The 26,228-nt window shown below is 40.2% G+C and carries 27 protein-coding genes; all 27 read left to right on the top strand.

Annotated features, from left to right (window positions below; translation table 11 throughout):
• Positions 1-65: 65 nt before the first annotated feature.
• The 27 genes from EAG18_RS19735 (at position 66) to EAG18_RS19605 (ending at position 26,219) form a co-directional block, all read left to right on the top strand.
• Entirely contained in the window at positions 66-797 is a 732-nt protein-coding gene (locus EAG18_RS19735; RefSeq protein WP_125254075.1) for a WecB/TagA/CpsF family glycosyltransferase, read from the top strand.
• Between the two features lie 15 nt (positions 798-812).
• The gene (rfbB, locus tag EAG18_RS19730) at positions 813-1,877 is read left to right on the top strand and encodes a dTDP-glucose 4,6-dehydratase (protein ID WP_125254074.1); all 1,065 of its coding nucleotides are present in this window, start codon (positions 813-815) and stop codon (positions 1,875-1,877) included.
• The gene (gene rfbA, locus EAG18_RS19725) at positions 1,878-2,753 is read left to right on the top strand and encodes a glucose-1-phosphate thymidylyltransferase RfbA (RefSeq protein ID WP_125254073.1); all 876 of its coding nucleotides are present in this window, start codon (positions 1,878-1,880) and stop codon (positions 2,751-2,753) included.
• Positions 2,750-3,145 (top strand): FdtA/QdtA family cupin domain-containing protein, encoded by a 396-nt coding sequence (locus EAG18_RS19720; protein WP_125254072.1) that lies wholly within the window; start codon positions 2,750-2,752, stop codon positions 3,143-3,145. Before rfbA (EAG18_RS19725) ends, EAG18_RS19720 begins: the two co-directional genes overlap by 4 nt.
• A complete protein-coding gene (locus EAG18_RS19715; RefSeq protein WP_125254071.1) occupies positions 3,142-3,609 on the top strand; it encodes an acyltransferase in 468 nt (155 codons plus the stop codon). The genes EAG18_RS19720 and EAG18_RS19715 overlap by 4 nt, the downstream gene beginning before the upstream one ends.
• A 25-nt stretch (positions 3,610-3,634) precedes the next feature.
• Positions 3,635-4,747, top strand: coding sequence for a DegT/DnrJ/EryC1/StrS family aminotransferase (locus EAG18_RS19710; RefSeq protein WP_125254070.1), 1,113 nt, complete (start codon positions 3,635-3,637; stop codon positions 4,745-4,747).
• Complete coding sequence (locus EAG18_RS19705) at positions 4,744-5,991, top strand: O-antigen translocase (RefSeq protein WP_125254069.1); 1,248 nt, start codon at positions 4,744-4,746, stop codon at positions 5,989-5,991. The genes EAG18_RS19710 and EAG18_RS19705 overlap by 4 nt, the downstream gene beginning before the upstream one ends.
• Positions 5,991-6,989: a glycosyltransferase family 2 protein gene (locus EAG18_RS19700; RefSeq protein WP_125254068.1), complete on the top strand. Its 999-nt coding sequence runs from the start codon at positions 5,991-5,993 to the stop codon at positions 6,987-6,989. The genes EAG18_RS19705 and EAG18_RS19700 overlap by 1 nt, the downstream gene beginning before the upstream one ends.
• 13 nt (positions 6,990-7,002) lie before the next feature.
• Entirely contained in the window at positions 7,003-7,797 is a 795-nt protein-coding gene (locus EAG18_RS19695) for a glycosyltransferase family 2 protein (protein ID WP_185745634.1), read from the top strand.
• Positions 7,794-8,723 carry a hypothetical protein gene (locus tag EAG18_RS19690; protein ID WP_125254066.1) on the top strand — a complete coding sequence of 310 codons (930 nt, stop codon included), beginning with the start codon at positions 7,794-7,796 and terminating at the stop codon, positions 8,721-8,723. The genes EAG18_RS19695 and EAG18_RS19690 overlap by 4 nt, the downstream gene beginning before the upstream one ends.
• The gene (locus EAG18_RS19685) at positions 8,710-9,867 is read left to right on the top strand and encodes a hypothetical protein (RefSeq protein ID WP_125254065.1); all 1,158 of its coding nucleotides are present in this window, start codon (positions 8,710-8,712) and stop codon (positions 9,865-9,867) included. The genes EAG18_RS19690 and EAG18_RS19685 overlap by 14 nt, the downstream gene beginning before the upstream one ends.
• Positions 9,868-9,920: 53 nt before the next feature.
• Positions 9,921-11,087 (top strand): nucleotide sugar dehydrogenase, encoded by a 1,167-nt coding sequence (locus EAG18_RS19680; RefSeq protein ID WP_125254064.1) that lies wholly within the window; start codon positions 9,921-9,923, stop codon positions 11,085-11,087.
• Positions 11,088-11,163: 76 nt separating this feature from the next.
• Complete coding sequence (gene rfaH, locus EAG18_RS19675; protein ID WP_125254063.1) at positions 11,164-11,643, top strand: transcription/translation regulatory transformer protein RfaH; 480 nt, start codon at positions 11,164-11,166, stop codon at positions 11,641-11,643.
• Between the two features lie 720 nt (positions 11,644-12,363).
• A complete protein-coding gene (locus EAG18_RS19670; protein WP_125254062.1) occupies positions 12,364-13,479 on the top strand; it encodes a polysaccharide export protein in 1,116 nt (371 codons plus the stop codon).
• 11 nt (positions 13,480-13,490) lie between these two features.
• Entirely contained in the window at positions 13,491-13,925 is a 435-nt protein-coding gene (locus EAG18_RS19665) for a low molecular weight protein-tyrosine-phosphatase (RefSeq protein WP_125254061.1), read from the top strand.
• A gap of 14 nt (positions 13,926-13,939) precedes the next feature.
• A complete protein-coding gene (locus EAG18_RS19660; RefSeq protein ID WP_125254060.1) occupies positions 13,940-16,174 on the top strand; it encodes a polysaccharide biosynthesis tyrosine autokinase in 2,235 nt (744 codons plus the stop codon).
• A gap of 229 nt (positions 16,175-16,403) precedes the next feature.
• The gene (gene wecB, locus EAG18_RS19655; protein WP_125254059.1) at positions 16,404-17,519 is read left to right on the top strand and encodes a UDP-N-acetylglucosamine 2-epimerase (non-hydrolyzing); all 1,116 of its coding nucleotides are present in this window, start codon (positions 16,404-16,406) and stop codon (positions 17,517-17,519) included.
• Between the two features lie 45 nt (positions 17,520-17,564).
• Positions 17,565-18,830 (top strand): UDP-N-acetyl-D-mannosamine dehydrogenase, encoded by a 1,266-nt coding sequence (gene wecC / locus EAG18_RS19650; RefSeq protein WP_125254058.1) that lies wholly within the window; start codon positions 17,565-17,567, stop codon positions 18,828-18,830.
• Positions 18,827-19,909 carry a dTDP-glucose 4,6-dehydratase gene (gene rfbB, locus EAG18_RS19645; RefSeq protein ID WP_125254057.1) on the top strand — a complete coding sequence of 361 codons (1,083 nt, stop codon included), beginning with the start codon at positions 18,827-18,829 and terminating at the stop codon, positions 19,907-19,909. Before wecC ends, rfbB (EAG18_RS19645) begins: the two co-directional genes overlap by 4 nt.
• A gap of 1 nt (position 19,910) precedes the next feature.
• The gene (gene rfbA, locus EAG18_RS19640) at positions 19,911-20,795 is read left to right on the top strand and encodes a glucose-1-phosphate thymidylyltransferase RfbA (RefSeq protein ID WP_125254056.1); all 885 of its coding nucleotides are present in this window, start codon (positions 19,911-19,913) and stop codon (positions 20,793-20,795) included.
• A gap of 7 nt (positions 20,796-20,802) precedes the next feature.
• On the top strand, positions 20,803-21,684 hold the full coding sequence (rfbD, locus tag EAG18_RS19635) for a dTDP-4-dehydrorhamnose reductase (protein WP_125254055.1): 882 nt from the start codon (positions 20,803-20,805) through the stop codon (positions 21,682-21,684).
• Positions 21,685-21,688: 4 nt separating this feature from the next.
• Positions 21,689-22,231, top strand: a complete 543-nt coding sequence (rfbC, locus tag EAG18_RS19630) for a dTDP-4-dehydrorhamnose 3,5-epimerase (protein WP_125254054.1) — start codon at positions 21,689-21,691, stop codon at positions 22,229-22,231.
• A gap of 2 nt (positions 22,232-22,233) precedes the next feature.
• Positions 22,234-22,644, top strand: a complete 411-nt coding sequence (locus EAG18_RS19625; protein WP_125254053.1) for an FdtA/QdtA family cupin domain-containing protein — start codon at positions 22,234-22,236, stop codon at positions 22,642-22,644.
• Entirely contained in the window at positions 22,631-23,146 is a 516-nt protein-coding gene (locus EAG18_RS19620; protein ID WP_125254052.1) for a GNAT family N-acetyltransferase, read from the top strand. The genes EAG18_RS19625 and EAG18_RS19620 overlap by 14 nt, the downstream gene beginning before the upstream one ends.
• Positions 23,143-23,853, top strand: a complete 711-nt coding sequence (locus EAG18_RS19615) for a 3-oxoacyl-ACP reductase (RefSeq protein WP_125254051.1) — start codon at positions 23,143-23,145, stop codon at positions 23,851-23,853. The genes EAG18_RS19620 and EAG18_RS19615 overlap by 4 nt, the downstream gene beginning before the upstream one ends.
• 15 nt (positions 23,854-23,868) lie before the next feature.
• A complete protein-coding gene (locus tag EAG18_RS19610; RefSeq protein ID WP_125254050.1) occupies positions 23,869-24,972 on the top strand; it encodes a DegT/DnrJ/EryC1/StrS family aminotransferase in 1,104 nt (367 codons plus the stop codon).
• Positions 24,969-26,219, top strand: coding sequence for an O-antigen translocase (locus tag EAG18_RS19605; protein ID WP_125254049.1), 1,251 nt, complete (start codon positions 24,969-24,971; stop codon positions 26,217-26,219). The genes EAG18_RS19610 and EAG18_RS19605 overlap by 4 nt, the downstream gene beginning before the upstream one ends.
• Positions 26,220-26,228 lie beyond the last annotated feature (9 nt).

Below are 26,228 nucleotides of genomic sequence, written 5' to 3'. Positions count from 1 at the left end.
GTATAGAGTTATTGCGTTTTTGTTGTTGTTGATCCCTACATCTTTAATTTCACGGTTTTTTAGATATGCACGTACTTTTAGATAAAATTAAGCAGAGTCCAGATATTGAATCTCAGCTCGCACTGACAATCCATCGTGAAGCTAAAGAGCAGTACACCACAGAAGTGATTACTTTTGTGAACCCGTATTCGTATCTTTTACTGAGAGACAAAGAAGCATTGACTCAGCAAATTGATGCTATTTATACAGATGCTATTTCATCGGCAAAATTGTTTTCTTTGTGCTTTTCAAAATCAATCCCAAGAACAAGCTTTGATATGAGTTCATTTGCTAAAACGTTTCTTGAGCATGCCCATGAGCACCAGTTAAAGGTTTATTTTATTGGTGCTAAGGCTGACGAAATCGAAAAAACCATGGCTATTTTTAAAGAAAACTACCCCAATATGAATGTTGTTGGGTATGAGCACGGTTACTTTTCGTCAGATGAAGAAGTGTTTAAGCGAATTGAAGAGGCGCAAGCGGAATACGTTATATGTGGTTTAGGAACGCCCAAGCAAGATGAATTTGCAGTGAAATTAAAAGCACGAAAGGGAAGGGTAAAGCAGGTTTATACCTGTGGCGGCTTTTTGCATCAAACCTCCAGTAAATTACACTACTATCCGGCGTGGATTGATAAGTTGCATCTACGTTGGCTGTATCGTGCTTTTGATAGCTCCTATGTAGCTAAGCGGCTACTAAAACAATACCCACAGTTTTTTGGTGTGTTCTTTGTCGATTTTTTTAGAAGAGCGGGTTAAGTAAAAAGGTTATATATGAAAATTTTGGTAACAGGTGGTGCTGGATTTATCGGCTCCGCAGTCATAAGAACAATTATCAATGACACTCAATACGAAGTGATAAATATTGATAAGCTAACCTATGCTGGCAACTTGGAATCTTTAGAAAGTATCTGTGAAAATGATAGATACACTTTTGAGCAAGTTGATATTTGTTCTATGGCAGATATGCAAGCTGTATTCGCTGAACACCAACCAGATATTATCATGCACTTAGCAGCAGAAAGTCATGTTGACCGCTCAATCGATGGTCCTGTTGATTTTATACAAACTAATATCATCGGAACTTACACTTTGTTAGAGGTTGCTCGAGGGTATTTTAATCAATTGACACCTGAGAAAAAGCAAACATTTAGGTTTCATCATATTTCAACAGATGAGGTGTACGGCGACCTTGCTAATACAGATGCACTTTTTACTGAAAATACAGCTTATGATCCAAGCTCACCCTACTCTGCATCAAAAGCATCGAGCGATCACCTTGTCCGCGCTTGGCATCGCACCTATGGTTTACCAACACTAGTTACGAATTGTTCTAATAATTATGGTCCTTATCACTTTCCTGAAAAGCTTATCCCATTGATGATTTTAAATGCGCTTGAAGGGAAGCCGTTACCTGTATATGGCGATGGTAAGCAGATACGTGATTGGTTGTATGTGGAAGATCACGCCAAAGCACTAGTGCTGGTTGCGACTCAAGGAGCACTTGGTGAAACTTACAATATTGGTGGTTTGAACGAAAAAACTAACCTTGAAGTGGTAACCACTATTTGTGATCTACTACAAGAGTTAAGACCTGATTTACCTTCCACGATTAGCCACTACCGTGACCTTATCACTTTTGTGGCAGATCGCCCTGGGCATGATCTGCGCTATGCTATTGATGCCAGTAAACTAGAGCGTGAGCTTGGTTGGAAGCCAGAAGAAACATTTGAATCAGGGCTGAAAAAAACCGTTGAGTGGTTTTTAGCAAACGAGGCATGGTGGTCACGGGTTTTAGATGGCTCATATCAACGAGAACGTTTGGGAGCAGGTGAGTAAATGAAGGGAATAATTTTAGCGGGTGGTTCGGGAACCCGTTTATATCCTATCACGCAAGGCGTGTCTAAACAGTTGCTACCAATTTATGACAAGCCCATGATTTATTATCCGCTGTCAGTTTTGATGTTGGCAGGAATAAAAGAAGTCTTAATTATAACAACGCCAGAAGATGCGGCAGGCTTTGAGCGGATCTTAGAAGATGGTAGTCAATTTGGAATAAATATCAGCTACGCCCAGCAGCAAAGTCCTGATGGACTTGCACAGGCATTTATAATTGGTGAGGAGTTTATAGGTAATGACTCAGTATGTCTTGTACTAGGAGATAACATCTTTTATGGGCAAGGTTTTACACCAAAGCTTTTGAGTGCTGCTAAGAGGACAAGTGGGGCTACTGTGTTTGGATACCAAGTTAGTGATCCTGAGCGATTTGGCGTTGTTGAGTTTGATGAAAACTTTAAAGCACTGTCTATTGAAGAAAAGCCACAGCAGCCTAAATCTAATTATGCTGTAACAGGACTTTATTTTTATGATAACAGCGTTGTTGAGATAGCTAAATCCATCAAACCTTCAAGCCGTGGTGAGCTTGAAATTACTTGTGTAAATAATGAATACCTGCAACGAGGCCAACTGGATGTTGAGGTACTAGGGCGAGGGTTTGCTTGGTTAGATACAGGTACTCATGACAGTCTGCTAGAAGCCAGTCACTTTGTTCAAACATTAGAAAGGCGTCAAGGGTTGAAGGTCGCATGTTTAGAAGAAATCGCATGGAAACAAGGCTGGCTTTCACAAGAAGCCTTACAAGCACGTGCTGATTTGATGAAAAAAAACAGTTACGGCAAATACCTAGATTCTCTTATTAAGGTTAACACGAAGTGATAAAGCAACTTAAGTTTACGCCGCGCGGTGACGATAGAGGTTCACTGATAGCACTTGAGGTTAATAAAGACGTCCCTTTTGACATAAGACGTATTTATTACATTTATGGTACAAAACCAGATGTATCAAGGGGCTTTCATGCACATAAAGATTTAAAGCAAGTGCTATTTGCTGCCTCTGGTGGCTGCGACTTACTACTTGATGATGGCAAAACACAACAGACGATCAGGTTAGAATCTCCAGAACATGGTGTATTAATTGATGGCGTAGTGTGGCGAGAGATGCATAATTTTACGCCTGATTGCGTATTAATGGTGTTAGCCAGCGCGGAATATGATGAGTCAGATTACTTACGTGACTATGATGAGTTTATCAATTGGGTAACAAAATGATCCATCCTCTTGCTGATGTAAAAACAGATAATATAGGCAGTGACACCACTATATGGCAATTTGCAGTGGTATTAAAAGGTGCGCAAATTGGCTGTAATGTTAATGTATGCGCGCATACATTGATAGAAGGTGATGTGATTATCGGTGATCGCGTTACTATCAAATCAGGAGTGTACCTGTGGGATGGTCTGCGTATTGAAGATGATGTGTTTATCGGCCCTAACGCGACTTTTACCAATGATGTAATGCCCCGCTCAAAACAATACCCTGAGCACTTTCCACTCACAATGTTAAAGAAAGGCGCATCAATCGGGGCTAATGCGACTATTTTACCCAGAGTGGTTATTGGTCAAAATGCGATGGTTGGCGCTGGAGCTGTTGTAACCAAGTCCGTTCCTGATAATGCAGTAGTGATTGGAAATCCTGCACGTATTGTTCGTTATCTAGATGATAAAAAAGATTAAATCAAAAATTATTGTGAGTACCACCATGTCAATTGAAGTTCCATTTTTGAATTTACAAGCTATTAATGCTCAGTATCAAGTTGAGCTGGAAGAGGCTGCACAGCGTGTTATCCAATCGGGGTGGTACCTTTGTGGTCGTGAGCTAGAGTCATTTGAGCACAATTTTGCAAAATACTGCCAAACTAAGCACTGTATCGGGGTAGCCAATGGCTTAGACGCGCTAACCTTAACCTTACAAGCTTGGCTTGAAATGGGGAAGTTAAACGCAGGAGATGAGGTGCTTGTACCTGCGAACACTTATATAGCGTCAATTCTTGCCATTTCAAAAAATGGATTGGTGCCAGTGCTCGTTGAGCCTAATCCCAACACCTTCAATATTGATGTGCAAAAGATGCAGGCGCATTTAACCGACAAAACAAAAGCGATTATGGCTGTTCACTTATATGGTCAGTTGAGTGAAATGGAAGCGATTTGTGCTTTTGCAAATTCTCATCAACTGTTAGTAATAGAAGATGCGGCACAATCGCACGGTGCAACAATCAATGGTAAAAAAGCAGGTAGCTTCGGTGATGCCTCTGGTTTTAGCTTTTATCCCGGAAAAAATCTAGGCGCGTTAGGTGATGCGGGGGCAATAACGACTGATGATGATGAGTTAGCTTCAACCTTGGTTGCACTAAGAAACTACGGCTCGCATAAAAAGTATGAGAATGTGTATCAAGGTGTAAACTCACGATTAGATGAGATCCAAGCTGCATTTTTAAATGTAAAACTGACGCATCTTGAGCAAGAGATAGCTAAACGACGCGAAATAGCGCAACGTTACCTAGAGATGATTGATAACGCTCATGTGGAACTACCGAAGGTAGAGATGGCCGAAGCGCATGTTTGGCATTTGTTTGTAGTTAAAAGTAATAATAGGGATGCACTGCAAACTCACCTAATGGAACAAGGGGTTCAATGTTTGATCCACTATCCTATCCCACCTCACAAGCAGCAAGCTTACCCAGAGCTTAGTGAGCTAAGCTTACCTATCAGTGAGCAGCTACACGAGACCGTGCTCTCTTTGCCAATTGACCCTACAATGACTGACGAGCAAGTCAAACATGTTGTTAAAGCAGTGAATAGTTTCTCAGGATGAGGTTATTCAGCGTTACCATATTAAGTGGGCTGTTAACCCTACTTAATATGGCTAAAGGCTTTGTTGTATCAAAATTTGTTGCTGTCTACGCCGGTACAGAAGGTGTTGCACTTGTGGGTCAATTACAAAGCTTTGTAAATGGCCTCAATGGTGTTATGTGTAATCAGTTATCGCAAGGTGTATCACGTTATACCGCTGAATATAGGGATGACCCCTCACCGTATTGGCGTGCAACGACAAAGTTAATTGTCTTGATATTCACTATTACTGCTCCAATTATAATCGTAACATCAAGTACTTTATCAAACTTGTTATTCAATAATGATACGCTTTATTGGGTGATTTTACTGGTGCTTGTTATGCTGCCGCTCAACGTCGCTAATGCGTTACTATTAGCGGTTGTCAATGGCAAAGAAGAGCACGCAAAATATATAACCACATTAATGGTTTCAACGATAGTATCTTGCCTGATTGCTGTCTTTTTAATATATAGTTATGGGCTAGCTGGCGGCCTAGCTGCGGTTGCACTGAATAATGCAATTGCGGGGTTGGTGGTTATATCAAGAGTTTTCAGGGAGCCGTGGTTTAAATTAAAAAACTGGTTTGGTAGTGCCGAACGTTGTGATGTAACCACGATGGCAAAGTATCTTGGCCTTGGGTTAGTTGGTGCACTAACAGGCCCTATCTCTTTAATTCTCGTACGGGATACACTCAGCTCTGCGGTTTCAATTGATGCCGCTGGTCAGTGGCAGTTAGTTTGGAATATCTCCACAGCCTATTTATCAATCTTGATCACGGCCATTGGTGTGTACTATTACCCTAAGCTTTCGAAATCGACAAGTCGCTCGGTACTAACAAAAACGACTAGTCAGGTGTTGCTTTTGGTTGTGTGTTTAGCACTTATCGGTGGTGGTACTATATATTTTCTTCGAGAGTTTTTGATTCTACTCCTTGCAACAGAAGCTTTTTTACCCGCAGAGGTATTATTTGAGCCCCAGATCATAGGTGACATCATCCGGATCATTAGCCATGTTGGAGCACTCTTGATGCTAGCTAAAGGGTATTTTAAAATGAACGCCTTTTGCGAGATCTTCGCAAGTTTCGGGTTTGCATTCTTAACTATGTATCTTGTTGAACTAAGAGGTTTAGTTGGTGTATCTGAGGCTTACGCCATGACGTATGCTGCGTATGGCATTATTGTTTGGACCGTTTTTTATAAACATCTACAAAAGATGGAACCCTAATGCGTGAATCACTCCCTCTTGTATCCGTTTTAATGCCTTGTTACAACGCGGCACAATTTCTCAAGCAAAGCATATACTCAGTGGCTGAACAAAGTTATGACCAGCTTGAAATTTTATGTGTTGATGATGGCTCTACAGATAATACCTTGGCTATTTTAGAAGAGCTTGCGAGGGAAAACCCAAAAATCAAAGTGTTCTCTAAAGCAAATGGCGGGGCATCAAGCGCCCGTAATTTAGCGCTCGAGCATGCTCAGGGAGACTATGTCTGTATGGTTGACTCTGATGATATGCTCGAGGCTGATGCGATTGAAAGCTTACTCAATGCCATGTTGTTACACGATGCTGAAGCTGGTTTATTTGATTTATATTATTGGGATGGCACTAGCGAAAAAAGCAAGTTCAAGTCTGTACCAACACAGGGGGTCATCTCAGGTACTTTAGCAACTGAGCTGTCTTTAGACTGGAGTGTACATGGTGTTGGAATGTATAAAGCGAGCGTCTTTACAAATATCCGTTATGATGAATCAAACTTACATGGTGATGAATTAACGACACGTGCACTATTTCTAGATTGTAATTCAGTTGCTTTTAGCAGTGGTAAATATCTATACCGTCAGCATGACAGCTCTTCGACTAAAGCTTTTTCTATGGCGCGTTTTGGGTTATTGGAAAACCAAATTAAGCTTAAAGCGCTATTGGATAGCAAAAATGTATTTGAGCAGATGCAGTCTCGCTTTTGTGCTCAGCTCATGCTTTGTGTGTGGTCTGGCGCGGTGATAATGAGAGAAAATCAAGCTGTTATGACTTCTGAACAGCGCAATCAAGTTAAGAGATTAATCTCACAATGCAGAGACATTATTAAACAAACTTTTTCTATAAAAGTGTTACAATATCGACCCTTATATTTGCGCTTATTGACTTGCTCGGTGTTGAGCCAGGTATGTTTAACACCGGCAACAATGGCTTTTATTGCATTAAAGCGTATTTTAAAACGTTAATTTGGAAGTAGTTTTGAAGTTTACTGTGATTATCCCGTTCTATAACCAAGCACATTTTGTTGATGATACATTGCAAAGTGTACTCGCTGCCATCCGCGAAGAAGACGAGGTTATAGCGATTGACGACTGTTCACCGGATAATACATTTGAAGTGTTGCAGCACGCAGCCAAAGCAGATCATCGTCTGCGGGTCTATCAAAACGAAACTAATCAAAGACAGGTTAAAACCATGAACCGTGCTGCATCAATGGCAACAGGTGATGCGTTAATCGTTATTGGTGGAGATGATCTATTAGGGCATAACTTTGTGATGCAGCTAGAGCGTGCGTTTAGTCAGGGGGCTGATTTGGTTTTTTCACCTGTGCAATTTTTTCATGAAACTAAATCAGTGGACTTTTTAGCTCGATATCAGCGTGATAATGACTTCTTAACCTTTGATGATGTGTTATTCGGTTGGGGGAGTAAATCTGGTGAGAAATATAGCATTATAGGTTGTGCAATACGCAAAACTGTATTTATTGAGCTGGGCGGATTTTCTGAGGATGTGGTGATAGAAGATCATGACTTTTTCTTAAAAGCCGCAAAGCAAAACAAGAAAATGCAGCTTATTGGCGGGCAATATGCGTTTTATCGGCAGGTTGCTGGTAGCATATCTAGCAATATGAAACGCATGATCAAAGAAGACTATAGAGTGATAAGCAAACATGCTGTTGGAGCGAAAAAGTGGATGGCGATGAGTAAGCGTTTAGCTATTTTCGCTACTGTATATTTGAAGCGTAAGTTTCGTATAAATGAGCGAACATCATGAAACAGGGAGTATTAGTTATTTCATTTTCTGCTGGAGAATATAACGGCATAGGGTTGCTTGCAAGGCAACTAGAAAATAGTAAAAATATCAAGTTTGCATTTTTTTCAAAGTCTTTAAAAACCGTATTTTTTGATATATATCGAATTATAAAGGAAGGCTGCAAAAGCCATACGGTGGTGATCAACTATGTTTTTTTATGTCTTTTGTTTGCCCCTGTATTTCGTTTACTTGGTAAAAAGGTCATTTTTATCCCTCATGAGGGAGAGCCGTTGTTTCCGGCTAGTTTAAAACCTCAGATCTCATTTATTCGTCGCATAGTGGCATCCAAGCGTTTAACCCAATTAAGTATGTTTTTTGCAAATAAAACATTGTGTTTATCAAGACTACAAGCGGCGGCTCTGGGTGCTAACGAGCATGATATTATTCATTTAGGAGCTGACTTTCCTACAGAAAGTGTTGCTAAACGGCCAACGCATTTCTTTTTTCCTAACCGTAAGCATGAAGAAATTAAAGGGTTTAAAGAAATTGCATCGTGTCATTACCTGCTCGTTAATCTAGATGATGTTGAATTAAACTATCATCAAATGCTGACACACTATGCACAAGCACAAGTAGTATTGATCCCATCAATTATTGAGACATATTCGTATTGTATGGTTGAGGCTATGTTGGCCAACTGCATTATAGTAACGACTAAAGATGTTGGCTTAGCGCATGATTTAGCGAAAAAGGTTGGTACAGATTTACTTAATGACTATGGTGTATATATTGTAGATAAGCCACAATTAGTCGCAGAGTTTGTTAATCAAAATTATGACATGCTTATGGCAAAAACACCGAAGACAAAAGAACTTGCAATAGCTCACGGCTTAGATGGAAAAGCGGCAGTAAACATAATGGAAGCACTGGACGATGGTAAAAAATAACTACTTATTTTTTATTATTATAATGTCATTGGCGAGCTTTATCTCCTATACATATTATAATCCTCTACCAACCAATGCACTATTTGAACTGTTGGTGCTAACAAGCTTACTATTTTTGGCAAAGAAGATGGAAAGTGGTGCTTGGATAATAGTCTGTGGATGCTTATTTTATATAGCTTATACCTTCATAATTGCGCATTTGAATGCGACTCATCCAAAGGATTACTTTTTAGCATATAAGTCCTATGTTTATTTGGTGATCCTTACTTTTTTCTCGGGTAAATGTTTATTTAGCCAGCGTCAAGTCACTCTACTTTTTAATATGCTACTTGGCATCTTTTTGTGTAAATATATTCTATGGTTGATATTTGCAACTTTCAAACGACCAGGTGTATTTGCTGAGAATAACTTTGAGATAATGACTATTTTATTTATCGCACTAGCGGTGTGGGCGATAGATAAAAAGCTCTCGGTAACACAATGGCTAACGCTTACCCTTGTTGTGTTCATGTCTGGTTCTCGCTCGGGCGTGGTTGCGTATTTTGCGATGCTGACATTCTTATTGATCCGTAATTTTGACTTTAAAACAATATTGAAGTTGATGGTACTGGGCATAATTGGTGTTGGTGTGGCTGGAGTACTCGTAAGTCGACTCTCTGGCGGAGATGTAAGCTCGATAGACAGAGTTGTATTTGCTCAGGGGTTTTTAATCGCTATTAAAGATTGGACTTGGTTTAACTTTTTGTTTGGCTCAACACCATTAACCTCTTTGCCTGATGCCGTATGCGAGCGTTTAGTTTTCTATAAAACGCTATTTAGTGCAAAAGATCCAAACATTTGCTACTCAGTAATTTTACACTCGTATGTTATTAGGCAAGTATTTGATCATGGTATTGTTGGGCTTGCGGTTGTATTTACCGTTATCAATTACTTGTTGAAGATAAGCTTAGTGCCAGGAAGAGTAAGATTAAGTGTGGTATCAATCTTATTTTTAAATGGTCTATCAGTCAGCTCAATAAATAGTGTTTATGCGCTAGTTGGTATTGTAGTGATCATGACAACTTTATACCCTCATCGGTATGAATTTGAAAAAAAGCGGCTACAGCGGGAAAAGTCAAATAACTGTAGTACAAACAACGCTTAACTGTCACACGGTATGGCTATCTTGGGTTTAACGAATGCGTATGAGTGATTAATGTGAAAATTCTGGTTGTAGGGTGTGGTTATGTGGGGCTTTCAAACGCTGTCTTGCTAGCGCAGCATAACGAGGTAACCGTTTTTGATGTTGATATAGAACGCTTGAACAAATTGAAAAGTGGTGTCTCCCCCATATATGACCAAGACATAACAAACTATCTTGAGACTAAATCACTAAACCTTAAAGTCAGTTCACAATTATCTGATGTGTTAGAGCATGCCGAGCTGATCGTCATTGCAACACCAACTGATTACGACCCACACACTAATTACTTCGATACATCCTCCGTTGAGCAAACGCTAGAGAAAGTAAGCGAGAAAAACTCTCAAGCCATTATCGTGATAAGATCCACAGTGCCAGTTGGTTTCACCCAAAAAATAAGAGATCAGTTTGGAAGCGATAAAATAATTTTTTCACCTGAGTTTTTACGAGAAGGACAAGCGTTGTTTGATAACTTGTATCCGTCCCGGATTGTGATTGGTGACAAAACACAGCAGGCACAAATATTTGCAGAGCTGCTGATGCAAGGAGCATTAAAGAAATCTGTTGAGGTCTTATACACGGATCCAACTGAGGCTGAGGCCATAAAGCTATTCTCTAACACTTATTTGGCAATGCGTGTAGCGTATTTCAATGAATTAGACAGCTACGCAGAGTCGCACGGTTTAAACTCTAAACAAATTATTGAAGGCGTGTGTTTAGATCCTAGAATTGGCGATCACTATAACAATCCATCTTTTGGTTATGGTGGTTATTGTCTGCCAAAAGATACCAAACAACTGCTTGCTAACTACAAGGATGTGCCGAACAACATTATTCAGGCGATTGTTGATGCAAACACAACAAGAAAGGACTTTATCGCTGAGTCTGTTTTAAAGAAAAAACCTCAAGTCGTGGGGATATATCGCCTGATAATGAAGTCTGGCTCTGACAATTTTAGGGCCTCTTCAATTCAAGGGGTGATGAAGCGTATCAAAGCTAAAGGCGTTGAAGTAGTAGTTTATGAGCCCGTGCTAGAAGCGGAAACTTTTTTTAATTCTAGAGTGATAAATGACCTAGAACAGTTTAAAAGTAGCTGTGATGTAATTATTTCTAACCGAATGGTTGGTGAGTTACAAGACGTTACCGAAAAAGTCTACACAAGAGACTTATTTGGTAGCGACTAGGCTTTACGGAGTTGAGAATATACGTATAATACAAGGCCTACCTAGTTAGGCTTTTTTTATTTAGGGAACTGAACGCATGGAATGCTGGTATTTGCTCTACTGTAAACCAAAACAAGAATTTAGAGCACAGTCTAATCTCAAAAATCAGGGAATTGCTTCTTGCTTCCCGACTATCACTAAGCGTAAAACCGCCAGTGCAAGGTCTACCGTGCAGCCGCTGTTCCCTAGATATCTATTTGTTAAGTTAAATCCACATTCTTCACACTTTTCTGCGGTAAAACATACCCGTGGCGTTGCTGACTTTATTCGCTACGGTACAGATCTTCAAATTGTACCTGAAGAATTAGTTATGCAGCTCATGAATAAAGATGAAGCCCCCGTAGAGTGTGATTTTCAAGAAGGTGACCTCGTACAACTAACCGAGGGCTGCTACCGGGATGTGCAAGCAATTTATCAGCAACCAGACGGTGAGATGCGCAGTATTTTACTGATTAAACTGCTCAACCAATATACAAAAGTCGTTGTAGATAACTGTACAATAAAAAAGGTACAATAGAAACTTCATCCTTTATTCTTATTTATATGTTGCAAGAAAGGTGTAATCTAACTTCTGCGATACAATATAGTCATGGCTTGAAGTCCCTAAAACAGTTATGTTAAGCCACTTTGCCCTACAAATTAGGTGCGACTTACCTACCGTTACTATATTGTGCGGATAGTAGGAGCGAGTTTACCTCGCGATCTTTTACTAGTGTGAGAGCTTATGTCACACCATTTTGTAGTATGGTCACATTCACGGTGACCTCACTGCACACTGTTATGGCAGGAGAGAGTTTACCTCGCGATAAAAAGTCGATGTAAAACGGCTCAATACGAGATGGTCATAGAGCCAATCAGCATTTAGGAGCTGCAACCTAAGGGCGGAAGCGTGCCTAAATCTTAAATACAACAGCACTTTGTTACAGGGGATGGTAGGAGCGAGTTTACCTCGCGATCTTTTACAGCATCACAGCCCTTAACAGTTATTGTGATTTTTAAAGCAATCAAAAAACAAAACCAAATACAGATGGGTCACAGATATAACGTTTATCATATTAAACAACGAGAAAAACACATAATATAGAGTGAGAAGTTACGTAAAACCTAGTACTCACTTGCGATTAACTAATGTGCATGCTTTAATTAGCCAACTGAATCTTGGTTGTCTTAACACTATTAAATTAAAGACAATAAAAGCAATTAAAAGAAAAGATTATAAAACTTTTGGGAAGAGATAATGGCGCTACGCTGTAAAACGATTATTGCTTCGGCAGTACTGTTGACGATGAGTGGTTGTACACTCATACCTGGTGGTCACTTTGAAGGAATAGGCTCAGGAGAGCAAACTGCAAATCTTGAACGCGATCTAGAAAAAGTAAACATTCACATCATTGACTCACAGTTGGTACAAGAACACAAAATCAAACGTGCCAAGGAGATCGACCGCTCATCACTGGTAGGTATAGATGTTTCAAATTACGAATACCGCCTCGGAGTCGGTGATGTAATAACCATTGGTGTATGGGATCACCCAGAGCTAACAATTCCGGCAGCAGTTCAAAGAACCGCAGAGTTTGATGGTTTTCGAGTTCAAGCTGACGGTACTATCAACTTTGCATACGCACCTAAAGTTCCTGCTGCAGGAAGAACAGTGAGTGAACTAAGAGCTGATATTGCAAAGCGACTAAGCCGAGTTATTGAAGAACCACAAATCGACGTTAAAGTAGTAGGCTTTAAGAGCCAAAAAGCATATGTCACAGGTGAAGTAACTAAACCTGGCGTATATCCGATTACAGAAACTCCGGTCACTTTAATCGATGCCATTAACCAAGCTGGTGGCTTAACAAAAGATGCTGACTGGGAAACGGTTACCTTTACTCGCGGTGATAAGACAGAAACGATTCAATTAGATGACTTTTACGCACAGGGTGATATTTCGCAAAACCGGCTATTACAGCACGGTGATATCGTTCACATCAGCCGTAATGACAAGCGTAATGTATATGTGCTGGGTGATGTGATAAAAGCGGGTAAAGTCGATGTGAACCGCTTTGGTCTTAGCCTTGCCGAAGCACTGACTGATGCCGGAGGTTTTAACGAACGTACAGCAGATGCAAATGGTATTTTTGTATTACGTAAGCGCGATTTCCAAAAAGATGGTGTGCTTGCGGATGTATACCAGCTGCATGCAAAAAATGTAGCATCATTGGTGCTTGCAGAGCAATTCGAACTACAACCACAAGATATCGTTTACGTAACCAGTGCGCCTCTTGCTCGCTGGAACAAAGTTATCAGCCTATTATTGCCGTCACTTTCAACAGTGGACGCAATTCAAGATATTGACAACCAATAGTGTGAAAGCTCATGTTTGATAGTGTGTTAATGGTTTGTGCGGGTAATATTTGCCGCAGCCCAACCGCTGAATATGTATTAAAAAGCAAATTAGCGGGTAAAAATATTCAAGTGTCATCAGCGGGCTTAACCGCGCTGGAAGGCAAGTCAGCTGATGCTATGGCACAAGAACTGACTAAAGCACAGGGTATCGACATGAGCCCGCACCAAGGGCGTCAGTTAAATAGCGCTCTAGTTGCTCAAAATAGTCTACTCTTAGTGATGGAGCATAGGCATCTTGATGACCTATGCAGCCGTTACCCTCAAGCGCGTGGCAAAACGTTTTTACTCGGAAAGTGGATAGGAGACAAAGAAATTCCCGATCCCTATCGCCAGTCTAAAGAAGCATTTGAACACGTATATCAGCTTATCGACAGCGCCTGTGGTGCTTGGCAACAGTATTTATAAGGAATTGAGAGTATATGAATGCTCAGCCAAATCTAATTTCTGCGCAAAAACCGAAACAAGAAGAATCCCAAGAAATTGACTTAATGGCACTTGTTGGTGCACTTCTTGATGCCAAATGGTTTATTGCAGGCGTAACTGCACTGCTTATGCTACTCGGTGTGGCATATGCCATATTCAGCACACCTATCTACCAAGCAACGGCAATGGTACAAGTAGAAGAAAAGGGGGGCTCAGTACCGGGCTTTGACGACATGTCTGGTATGTTTGAGAGTACCTCAGCAGCGGTCACAGAAATCGAACTACTTAAATCGAGAAGTGTGATTGGTGAAGCCGTTGATACTTTAAACTTAGATATTGTGGTAGAGCCAAAGTTGTTTCCACTTTTTGGTGGTCGTAGTTATCGCCAGTTTGTAGCGCAAAGCGAGGGTGAAGTTGCTGAGGCTAGTTTTGGGGCAAGCTCGTATGCTTGGGGCGGTGAAAAGGTAGAAATTCATCGCTTTAGAGTACCTAAAAGCGCTGAGGGAAGCGGCTTTACCTTGTTAGCACAAGCTGACGATAACTTTGCACTATTAAACGCCAATGATGAAATTATTCTATCTGGTAAAGTGGGTGAAGAAGTTAAGGTTGGGCAATTTGAACTCACGATTAAAACGCTTATTGCGCGACCTGATACTGAGTTTTCAATCGTAAAGCGTAACCGCTTACAAACAATACTTGACTTACAAAGTGCAATCTCAGCGTCTGAAAAGGGCAAAGACTCCGGTATTATTAATCTTGCGCTGCAAGATAAAACGCCGGCCTATGCTGAGAAAGTATTGGATAAAGTGGCGAGCATTTATGTACGCCGTAATGTTGAGCGTAACAGCGCAGAAGCGCAGCAGTCACTTGAATTTTTAGAAGTGCAGCTGCCAGAGGTTAAACGTAGCCTAGAGCGTGCTGAAAAGGCATTTAACGACTATCAAATTCGCCAAGAATCCATTGACATTAGCTTAGAGACTCAAGGTGTACTCGAGCAAATCGTCACGCTTGAAACTAAATTACAAGAACTTGAATTAAAGCGCTTAGAGCTTGGCCGCAAATTTAAGCGTGAGCACCCCTCTTACCGTGGAGTAGTGGAGCAAATAGATACTGTAAAACGCCAGCGCAATGAGCTTACCGGTGAGGTCCAAGGGCTACCTGAAACGCAAAGAGAGCTACTGCGTTTAAAACGTGATGTTGAAGTAAATAATGAAATTTACACCTTACTTCTTGCTAAAACTCAAGAGCTAGACATAGTACGCGCAGGTACGGTTGGTAATGTACGCATAGTTGACTATGCCGAGGTAAATACTACTCAGCCCGTAAAACCAAAAAAGGCGCTTATCGTAGTCATGGCGACTATGTTAGGTGGTATGCTAGCAATTGCAATTGTACTTATTCAAAAAGCGCTACATAAAGGAATAGAAGACCCTGGCGAAATCGAAGCCTTAGGTATGCCTGTTTACGCAAGCGTTCCATTTTCTGACTACCAAGTAAAACTGACTGGTTTTGCTAAAGCACGCAAAGGTAAAACCGCAAAAGCAAAATCTATTTTAGCAATTGATAACCCAGCAGATCTCTCTGTTGAAGCACTACGAAGCCTACGTACTAGCTTACACTTTGCGATGCTAGAGGCTAAAAATAATGTAATAGCCATCTCTGGCCCAAGCCCGGGGGTTGGTAAATCATTTATCACTGTAAACCTAGCAACAGTATTAGCGCAAAGCGGTAAACGTGTATTAGTGGTTGATGCTGACATGCGCAAAGGCTACCTACAAACACAGTTTGGCATGAAGTGGGATGACGGGTTAAGTGATTACTTATCTGGTCGACTAAACTTAGCACAAGTTATTAAGCCGACTCAGGTTGAAGGTTTGCATGTAATGACACGTGGCCAAATCCCTCCTAACCCATCAGAGCTTTTAATGCACCAAAACTTCAGCAAATTAATAAGTGAAGTGAGTAAAATGTATGACTTAGTTATTGTGGATACACCACCTATTTTAGCAGTAACCGATCCTGCAATCGTTGGTGCTCACGCTGGGACTACATTACTTGTAACACGTTTTGGCCAAAACCACATAAAAGAGCTAGAAATTACGAGAAATCGTTTTGAGCAAAATGGCATTGATGTAAAAGGAGTGGTATTCAATGGTGTTGTTCGTAAGTCAACCAACGCCTATGGTTACTACGGCTACTACAACTACGAATACAAATCAGATAAAGCATAGTTTATAGCTGCAGTAACACGCCGCAGCTCTATTAACTTGTAGGAGCGGCTTTATGCCGCGATTTTAAGAGAACTAGTAAATTAACAGTATAAAAGTGGCTTTACGCCGTGATTAAAGTTAAAGATTTCAAATAGTTTCAATATAAAAATAAATTACCGCATTATTAAAGCCTCCTAAAATCCAATCGGCATTTCTAACCAAACCAGCAGAAAAAATAAAGGGACACTCTGTGAAAGTACTTACAGTATTCGGAACAAGACCAGAAGCAATTAAAATGGCACCTTTAGTACACGCTCTAATGCACGATGTACGCTTCGATGCCAAAGTATGTGTTACGGCACAGCACAGAGAGATGTTAGATCAGGTATTAGAGTTATTCAAAATTACACCTGACTATGATTTAAACCTAATGAAAGCGGGGCAGACGCTACCAGAAGTGACAAGCCGAATTTTATTAGAGCTTACTCCAGTACTTAAAGAGTTTAAGCCAGATGTGGTCTTAGTACATGGCGATACTGCAACCACGTTTGCAGCAAGCTTAGCAGCTTATTATGAACAAATTTCAGTTGGTCATGTCGAAGCTGGGTTGCGTACAGGCAATATATACTCTCCATGGCCAGAAGAGGCAAACCGCAAGCTTACAGGGGCGCTTACCAGATACCACTTTGCTCCTACTGAGACCTCTAAACAAAACTTGCTAGTTGAAAATTACCATGATGAGAATATATTTGTTACGGGTAACACAGTGATCGATGCTTTGCTAATGGTAAAGCATCAAATAGAAACAGACTCTGATCTAAGCAATACCCTGGCTTCAAAGTTCCCTATGTTGGATGAGAGCAAAAAGCTGATCTTAGTTACAGGTCACCGAAGAGAAAGCTTTGGTGGTGGGTTTGAACGTATTTGTGAAGCTCTGGCTAAGACTGCAAAAGCACACCCAAACTGTCAAATCCTGTATCCAGTGCACTTAAATCCAAATGTGCAAGAGCCTGTTAATCGCATTTTAAGCGATATAGACAATGTTCACTTAATAGAACCTCAACAATATTTGCCTTTTGTTTATTTGATGAATAGAGCACATGTTATTTTAACAGACTCTGGTGGTATTCAAGAAGAGGCGCCTAGTCTCGGCAAGCCGGTTCTAGTTATGCGCGATACCACTGAGCGTCCTGAAGCTGTAAAAGCTGGGACAGTAAAGTTAGTTGGGACTAATGTAGCAGCAATCACCGCTTCTATAGAACAATTGCTAATTAATAAGAAAAGCTATGAGCAAATGAGCAGAGCCCATAACCCTTATGGTGATGGAAATGCATGCAAAAGAATCTGCGATATTTTAGCTAAATAAACACCATTAAGCAGTTTTAAACTTCAAGATTTTCAAAGGGAAAGTATGTCATTTAATACAATTTCGGTCGTTGGCTTGGGTTACATTGGATTGCCAACAGCAGCGATGTTTGCCTCTCGCAAAAAGAAAGTAATTGGTGTGGATGTTAATCAGCATGCCGTAGACACAATCAATCGAGGTGAAATCCATATCGTTGAACCTGAGCTAGATATGATTGTTCATGCAGCCGTAAAAGAAGGTTATCTCAAAGCAACGCTTTCACCAGAGCAAGCTGATGCTTTTTTAATTGCGGTGCCAACTCCTTTTAAAAATAACGACTCACAAATTCCAGAACCCGATTTAACATATATTCATAAAGCCAGTGAAGCAATTGCACCAGTACTAAAGAAAGGTGATTTAGTTATTCTTGAATCTACCTCACCAGTTGGTGCAACTGAGCAAATGGCAGGCTGGTTGGCCGCGGCTCGCCCTGATTTAAGTTTCCCGCAGCACGCAGGAGAAAATGCTGACGTAAATATTGCTCACTGCCCAGAGCGTGTATTGCCTGGACATGTAGTTCGTGAGTTGGTAGAAAATGATCGCGTAATTGGAGGCATGACAGCACATTGTTCTACTCGAGCTGTAGAGTTATATAAAACCTTTGTACAAGGCGAGTGCGTAATTACTAATGCCCGTACTGCTGAAATGGCAAAGCTAACAGAAAACTCGTGTCGAGATGTTCAAATCGCTTTTGCTAACGAGTTATCGATTATTTGCGATAAATTGGATATTGATGTTTGGGAACTAATCTCCTTGGCTAATCGCCACCCACGTATTAATATTTTGCAACCAGGTCCTGGTGTTGGAGGCCACTGTATTGCAGTAGACCCTTGGTTTATAGTTAGCAAAACACCAGAAGAAGCAAAAATTATTCACACAGCCCGTAAAGTCAACGATGCAAAACCTTCGTGGGTAATTGATAAAGTAAAATTAGCACTAGCAGATTTTTTGCAAGCTAACACATCAAAAACAGCACAGGATGTTACGGTGGCTTGCTATGGCTTGTCATTTAAGCCGAATATTGACGACTTACGAGAAAGTCCTGCGTTAGATATTACTTCTGAATTAGCTAAATTCCACTCAGGTTCAGTTTTCGCTGTTGAACCCAATATCAGCTCACTACCATCACATGCGAACAACATTGAACTAGTTACTCTTGAACGGGCGCAACAAGAAGCCGATATTCATGTGTTATTGGTTGATCATAAAGAATTTAAAAATATTGCCCCGATTTTTGATTACTTAGTAGATACTAAGGGAGTTTGGAAATGAACATTGTTGTAACAGGTGGGGCTGGTTTTATAGGCTCTGCGGTAATTAGATTTATTATAGAACACACGCAAAGCCGCGTCTTGAACGTAGATAAGTTAACTTACGCAGGTAACTTAGAATCATTGAAAGATGTTGAAAAAAATGAGCGTTACTCTTTTGCTCAAGTAGACATTTGTAATAGCGAAAAAATAGAGCAATTATTTCAGGAGTTTAAACCTGACGCTGTTATGCATTTAGCGGCAGAAAGTCATGTGGACCGTTCGATTACAGGCCCAGCAGAATTTATACAGACTAATATCGTTGGTACATATACGCTGCTCGAAGCAGCTAGAAAATACTGGCTTGGATTAGAGGGAAATGCTAAAGAGGAATTTATATTCCATCATATTTCCACAGATGAAGTGTATGGCGATTTACCTCACCCAAGCGAAACCAGCGAAGAGTTACCTCTTTTTACTGAGGAAACGCCCTATGCTCCGAGCAGCCCCTATTCAGCGAGCAAGGCTTCAAGTGACCATTTAGTGCGTGCTTGGCAACGTACTTACGGTTTACCGACAGTAATAACTAATTGTTCAAACAATTATGGCCCATACCACTTCCCTGAAAAACTGATTCCATTGGTGATTTTAAACGCCCTAGAAGGCAAAGAATTACCTATTTATGGTCAGGGTGACCAAATTAGGGATTGGTTATTTGTAGAGGATCATGCGAGGGCTCTATACAAAGTTGTTACTGAAGGGGTAAACGGGGAAACATACAATATAGGTGGTCACAATGAGAAGCAGAATATCGAAGTAGTGAGAGCAATTTGTGACTTGTTAGATGAATTTAGGCCGAAAGAAACTAAGTACTCAGAACAGATAGTCCATGTATCTGACCGCCCTGGTCACGACAGGCGATATGCAATTGATGCGTCAAAAATGGCGGAAGAGCTGTCTTGGAAACCATTAGAGTCTTTCGAGACAGGGCTGCGCAAAACTGTACTTTGGTATTTAGAAAATCAAGTGTGGTGTGAAAATATTCAAGATGGCTCTTATCAAAGAGAGCGCTTGGGCATATTGGAAAATGGAGATAGATAAAATGAAAGGGATTGTTCTCGCTGGAGGTTCTGGTACCCGCCTTTATCCGCTGACTCGTGGTGTATCTAAGCAATTGTTACCTATATATGATAAGCCGATGGTGTTTTATCCAATATCTACACTGATGTTAGCGGGGATCAAAGACATTTTAATTATAACAACACCTGAAGATCAGGCGTCATTTAAGCGATTACTTGGCGATGGTTCTGATTTTGGTGTTAATTTAGAATACGCAATTCAACCAAGCCCAGATGGTCTAGCTCAAGCTTTTATTATTGGCGAAGAATTTATTGGAGATGATAGCGTCTGCTTGGTTTTAGGGGACAATATCTTCTACGGCCAATCATTCTCAAATTCATTGAAACGCGCAGCTGAATGTCAATCTGGTGCGAGTGTGTTTGGATATCAAGTGAAAGATCCTATGCGCTTTGGCGTGGTTGAATTTGATGAAAATATGAGGGCGGTTTCAATTGAAGAGAAGCCAGAAGTGCCAAAATCAAATTATGCGGTTACAGGCCTGTATTTTTATGACAACCAAGTTGTAGAAATGGCGAAAAAAGTGAAGCCTTCCGCTCGAGGTGAGCTGGAAATCACATCGATCAACGAAATGTATCTGGATGCAGGTCAACTTAACGTGGAACTACTAGGGCGAGGGTTTGCTTGGTTAGATACCGGTACTCATGAGAGTCTACATGAGGCTTCATCCTTTGTGCAAACGATAGAAAATGTTCAGGGGTTGAAGGTGGCTTGTTTAGAAGAGATCGCATGGCGAAACAACTGGTTAAATGATACTGAATTGTTAGCTTTGGCTGAACCGATGATGAAAAATGAATATGGCCAATACCTTTATCGCTTGGTAAACGATAAGAAACTAAGAGAAAGTTAATAGGCATATGAGGATTTTGATTACAGGCAGGCAAGGACAAGTGGGGACTTGCCTTACTGAAAAGTTATCTCATGAAGCGAGCTTTGAAGTCTTAGCCCTAACAAAAGCGGAATTAGACATAACAGATCAAGCTCGAGTCAATGAAGTAGTTTATGATTTTTCTCCAAATATAATTATCAATGCTGCTGCTTATACAGCCGTTGATAAAGCGGAAGAGCAAGTGCAATTAGCTTACGGAGTTAACCGGGATGGACCTAGTTATCTCGCAAAAGTTTCTCAGCAAATTGGTGCAACTCTATTACATATTTCTACTGATTATGTATTCGACGGTAATAAGCTCGAAGAGTATGTTGAAACAGATGCAACAAAGCCTTTAGGTATTTACGGGCAGAGTAAATTGGCTGGAGAACAAGCTGTTGCAGAGTTTTGTGAGAAACATATTATCTTGAGAACCTCTTGGGTTTTTGGTGAATATGGAAATAACTTTGTCAAAACAATGTTAAGACTAGGTGCAGTCAGAGAGCAATTGAATATCGTTGGAGATCAATTCGGTGGTCCTACTTATGCTGGAGATATTGCAGACTCACTGATTGAAATTGCGAAAAAGATCGAGAAAGATAAAGAAATTCCATATGGCGTTTATCACTTCTCGGGTCTCCCTCAGCTGAGCTGGTATGAATTCGCTGATTTTATTTTTGAGCAGGCAAGTGCTCAAGGAGTTATTACCAGTAAACCTATCTTAGGAAAGATCAGCACTGCGGAATATCCAACTCCAGCTAAGCGCCCGCTCAATTCCAGGTTGAAGGTTGATAAGTTAAAAGAGTCGTTTTCAATTGAAGCTAGTGATTGGAAAGCGGCGATAAGAGATCTTCAAAAATATATAGGTTGAAACTATGCAAGTAATAGACACTAGGATCCCTGATGTAAAAATCATTGAGCCAAAAGTTTTTGGTGATAAAAGAGGGTTCTTTATGGAAACTTGGAATCAAAAAGAGTTCGAGAAACATGTAACTGGATATCCTGTAAAGTTTGTCCAAGACAACCATTCAAAATCTAATAAAGGTACATTGCGCGGTCTTCATTTTCAGGCTGAAAATACACAAGGGAAGTTGGTACGTGTAGTATCAGGTGAAGTTTTTGATGTGGCTGTAGATATTAGAATTGACTCTCCAACATATGGTGAATGGGTTGGTGTGTATCTCTCAGCAGAGAATAAAAAGCAACTTTGGATACCTGAAGGCTTCGCACACGGTTTTTATGTTACCAGTAATGATGCCGAGTTTGTGTATAAATGCACTGACTTTTATAATCCTAAAAGTGAAGTTTCAATAGCTTGGAACGACCCATTCTTAAATATTGATTGGCCAATAGTCAAATCACCTAAGCTCTCAGAAAAAGATAGTTTAGCTAAACCTTTAAAATTAGCGCTGGGATAAATATGGAAGTTAAAAGAATTCACCTCCAAAGCCATGGCGATGAAAGAGGAGCTCTAGTCAGCATAGAGCAAAATAAAAATATCCCCTTTAAAATTAAGCGGGTCTACTACATTTATGATACACAAAAAAGTGTTGTTAGGGGGCTTCATGCACACAAAGAACTTAAACAAGTTGCTATCGCTTTGAAGGGGTCCTGTAAGTTCATTTTAGATGATGGTAATGAGAGGGCGGAGGTCTTATTGGATAGTCCTAGTTCAGGGCTTCTAATAGATTCATGTATTTGGCGAGAAATGCATGACTTCACTGATGATTGTGTTTTGTTGGTGATTGCAAGTGAACACTACGATGAAGGCGATTATATTCGTGATTATACTCAGTTTAAAAAGGTGGTAGCTAATTATGCTAATAAGTAAAACTATTCAAATGCGGCTCATAACTGAAGATGATGCTGAGTTTATCACTGAGCTTAGGAGCGATGGTAAATATAATACTTATCTTTCAAAATCTGATACGAGTGTAGAAGCACAAAAAGAATGGATTCGAGCTTATAAATTGAAAGAGGTTAATAAAGAGCAGTTTTACTTTATTATAGAAAGGTTGGATGGTACTAAATGCGGAACTGTTCGCATCTATGATATTAAAGAGGATTCATTTTGTTGGGGGAGTTGGATCCTTAATCATAACAAAACTAGATATGCAGCAATTGAAAGCGCTTTATTAGTATACCAATTTGGTTTTGAGTTTTTGGGCTTTGCTAAGTCTCATTTCGATGTAATGAAAGGTAATGAAAAAGTCGTTAATTTCCACAAGAAGTTTGGTGCAGTCGTAATCGATGAAGATGAAGATAATTTGTACTTCAATATATCTAAAGATGCTGTTGAGAACTGCAAAGAAAAGTTCGGTGGTATTATATGAAAAAAATTGCACTTGTAACTGGGGGAACCAAAGGGCTTGGTCTCGCCATTGTGGAATGTTTGAGTGAACATTGTCAAACGGTTATCGCTACATACAACACTACGCCTCCAAGTATCGAATTCCCAAATGTACTATTTAGGAAGGTTGATGTAACAGATCAATCATCCTGTGACGAGCTTTTAAAAAGCTTAGTCGATGAAGGTATTTATCCAAATATACTGGTTAACAATGCGGGTGTTGTAAAGGACGTAATGTTCCATAAAATGGAGAGAAGTGCGTGGAACGAAGTATTAAACGTCAATCTAAACTCAATCTTTAACCTGACACAGCCAATTTATAGCCGTATGAGACAAGAGGGGTTTGGCCGTATAATAAATATTTCCTCAGTCAATGCTAACAAGGGTCAGATTGGTCAGGCAAACTATTGTGCATCTAAAGCAGGTATACAAGGTTTTACAAAGGCACTTGCTTTAGAAGGTGCCCACAAGAATATCACTGTGAATACAATTTCACCGGGGTACTGCCAGACAGATATGCTTACATCGATGAAACCTGAAGTACTTGAACAAGTGATCAATACAATCCCAGCGAGACGCTTAGGGAAGCCTGAAGAAATAGCACATTTAGTTGCATATTTAATTTCTGAAAACGCGGGGTATGTGAGTGGTGCTAACTTCGAAATTAATGGCGGCTTGTATAGCTCTTAGGTTTGGTAGATAGAGATGATTCCATTTTTAAATTTAAAAAAAATAAACAACAAATATTCCCATGACTTGAAAGATGCTTGTGCACGAGTTATCGACTCTGGTTGGTATATAATGGGAAAAGAGCTAGAAGCGTTTGAACGTGAATTTGCACAGTACTGTGGTGTGCAACATTGTATCGGTGTTGCAAATGGTTTGGATGCCTTAACGCTTACCATTAGAGCTTGGAAAGAATTAGGTAAACTCAAAGACGGCGATGAGGTTATCGTTCCCGCAAATACATATATTGCGAGCATTCTATCGATATCTGAGAACAACTTAGTTCCTGTATTGGTCGAACCGAATGAGGAAACCTTTAATCTATGTCCAGAAAACGTCGCAGCGGCGATGACTTCAAAGACTAAAGCTATTTTACCAGTGCACTTATATGGCTTGATTTCGCCTATGCAAGAGTTAATGGACATTGCTAAGGACCATGGCTTATTGGTACTTGAAGATTGTGCTCAGTCTCATGGCGCAGAAATTAACAGTGTGAAATGCGGTAATTGGGGAGATGCAGGGGCATTCAGTTTCTACCCCGGGAAAAACCTTGGCGCTTTGGGTGATGCCGGTGCGATAACAACGAATGACTCGGAACTTGCCGAAGTATTACGTGCCCTCAGAAACTACGGTTCGCACAAAAAGTATGAAAACAAATACATAGGTGTAAATAGCCGCCTCGATGAAATACAGGCTGCAATGCTCAGAGTAAAACTTGCGTATCTAGATGAAGAGACACAAGGTCGTAGAAGCGTCGCTCAGTATTATTTAGAAAATATCCAAAATGAGCTGTGCATTTTACCAAAGTGGCCTGCTACTGAGGAACATGTATTCCACTTGTTTGTTATAAAAACATCCCATAGAAATGCGTTAGAGCTACACTTACGTGAATGTGGTGTACAGTCACTTATTCACTACCCAATTCCTGCGCATCAGCAAACTGCTTATGAGGGATGTTTTGACAACAACCTGCCATTAACAGAAAAGATTCATGAGCAAGTATTAAGTTTACCAATGGATCCTACTCTTAGCACCAACGATCTTAAAACTATTGTTAGTGCTATTAATGGCTTTAAAGCGTGAAAAAGCTATTAAAAGTAACGTCTCTTACTGCATTATTAACGTTATGTAGAATGTTGGCCGGTTTTATCGTCGCAAAGGTTGTGGCGGTGCAGACCGGTCCTGCTGGTATTGCAATGCTAGGGCAAATACAAGGCTTTGTCTCGGTAATAACTGGGATCGCCAATTCCCCATTGGGAAATGGAATTGTTCGCTATACAGCTGAAAAACAGCAAGATGGTCTAGAAGAATGCGCGATTTGGTGGAGAGCTAGTTTTGGGTTGCTTATCGGTTTTTTATTGGTCTCTGTGCCATTATTAATTGTTTTTTCCAATTCTATATCTAACTGGCTTTTTTCACAAAGTGGATATCAATACTTAGTAATTATTGCGGTTTTATTACTGCCCTTTAGTGCTGTAGGAACAGCGATAAATTCCGTTACTAACGGTATGCAGCAATACAAACGCTATGTTTTTTTGGGCGCGTGCTCATTAATCGTAAGTACTTCTTGTATGCTTATCCTTGTCATTAAGGGGAAAATACACGGAGCTCTACTTGCTGCTGTAATGCAAACTGCGTTAATTGGCTTAACTATGTGCATCTTGTCACTAAGACAACCTTGGTTTCGTGCAAAGTACTGGTTTGGTAACATTGATAAGGAAGCTAGTAAAGTAATGCTTGGCTTTGCTTTTATGGCATTGACCACAGCATTAACTGTGCCTGTATCTCTTATTTTTATAAGAAATTTACTCGTCGACAATATGGGGTGGGAAGTCACAGGGCAATGGCAAGCTGTGTGGAAGATCTCTGAGGTTTACTTAGGGGTTGTTACTATGGCCATGGCGACGTATTACCTTCCTAAATTAGCCACATTAAAAGGGAAGAAAGCAATTTTGACAGAAGCTTTTATGGTTTCAAAGGTCATTATTCCAGTGGTTATACTCATTGCTGTTGGCATTTATGTTTCACGTGACTTATTGATTTCTATACTCTTTACTAATGAATTTTCAGATGCAAGCGAATTCTTTTTGATAAAACTTATCGGTGATGTAGTGAAAATTGTGTCATTTCTTTTTGCTTATCCAATGATTGCCAACAAAAAGTTTAAGTTGTACATAGGCTCAGAGATATTTTTTAGTGTAAGCTTGGTTTTGCTCTCCTATTTGCTTATTCACGACTTTGGGGTGAATGGTGTTAACTTGGCTTATTTAGTAAATTACTTACTGTATATCGTCTTTCTGTTTTTCTCTTATAACAGAATTTGTAAGTAGTCTTGATGT

Origin of the sequence: Pseudoalteromonas sp. J010 (genome assembly GCF_003934235.1) — a bacterium.
Classification (GTDB): Bacteria; Pseudomonadota; Gammaproteobacteria; order Enterobacterales; family Alteromonadaceae; genus Pseudoalteromonas; species Pseudoalteromonas peptidolytica.
The sequence above is the reverse complement of the archived record's forward strand: the minus strand, read 5'-3'. Positions and strand labels throughout refer to the sequence as shown.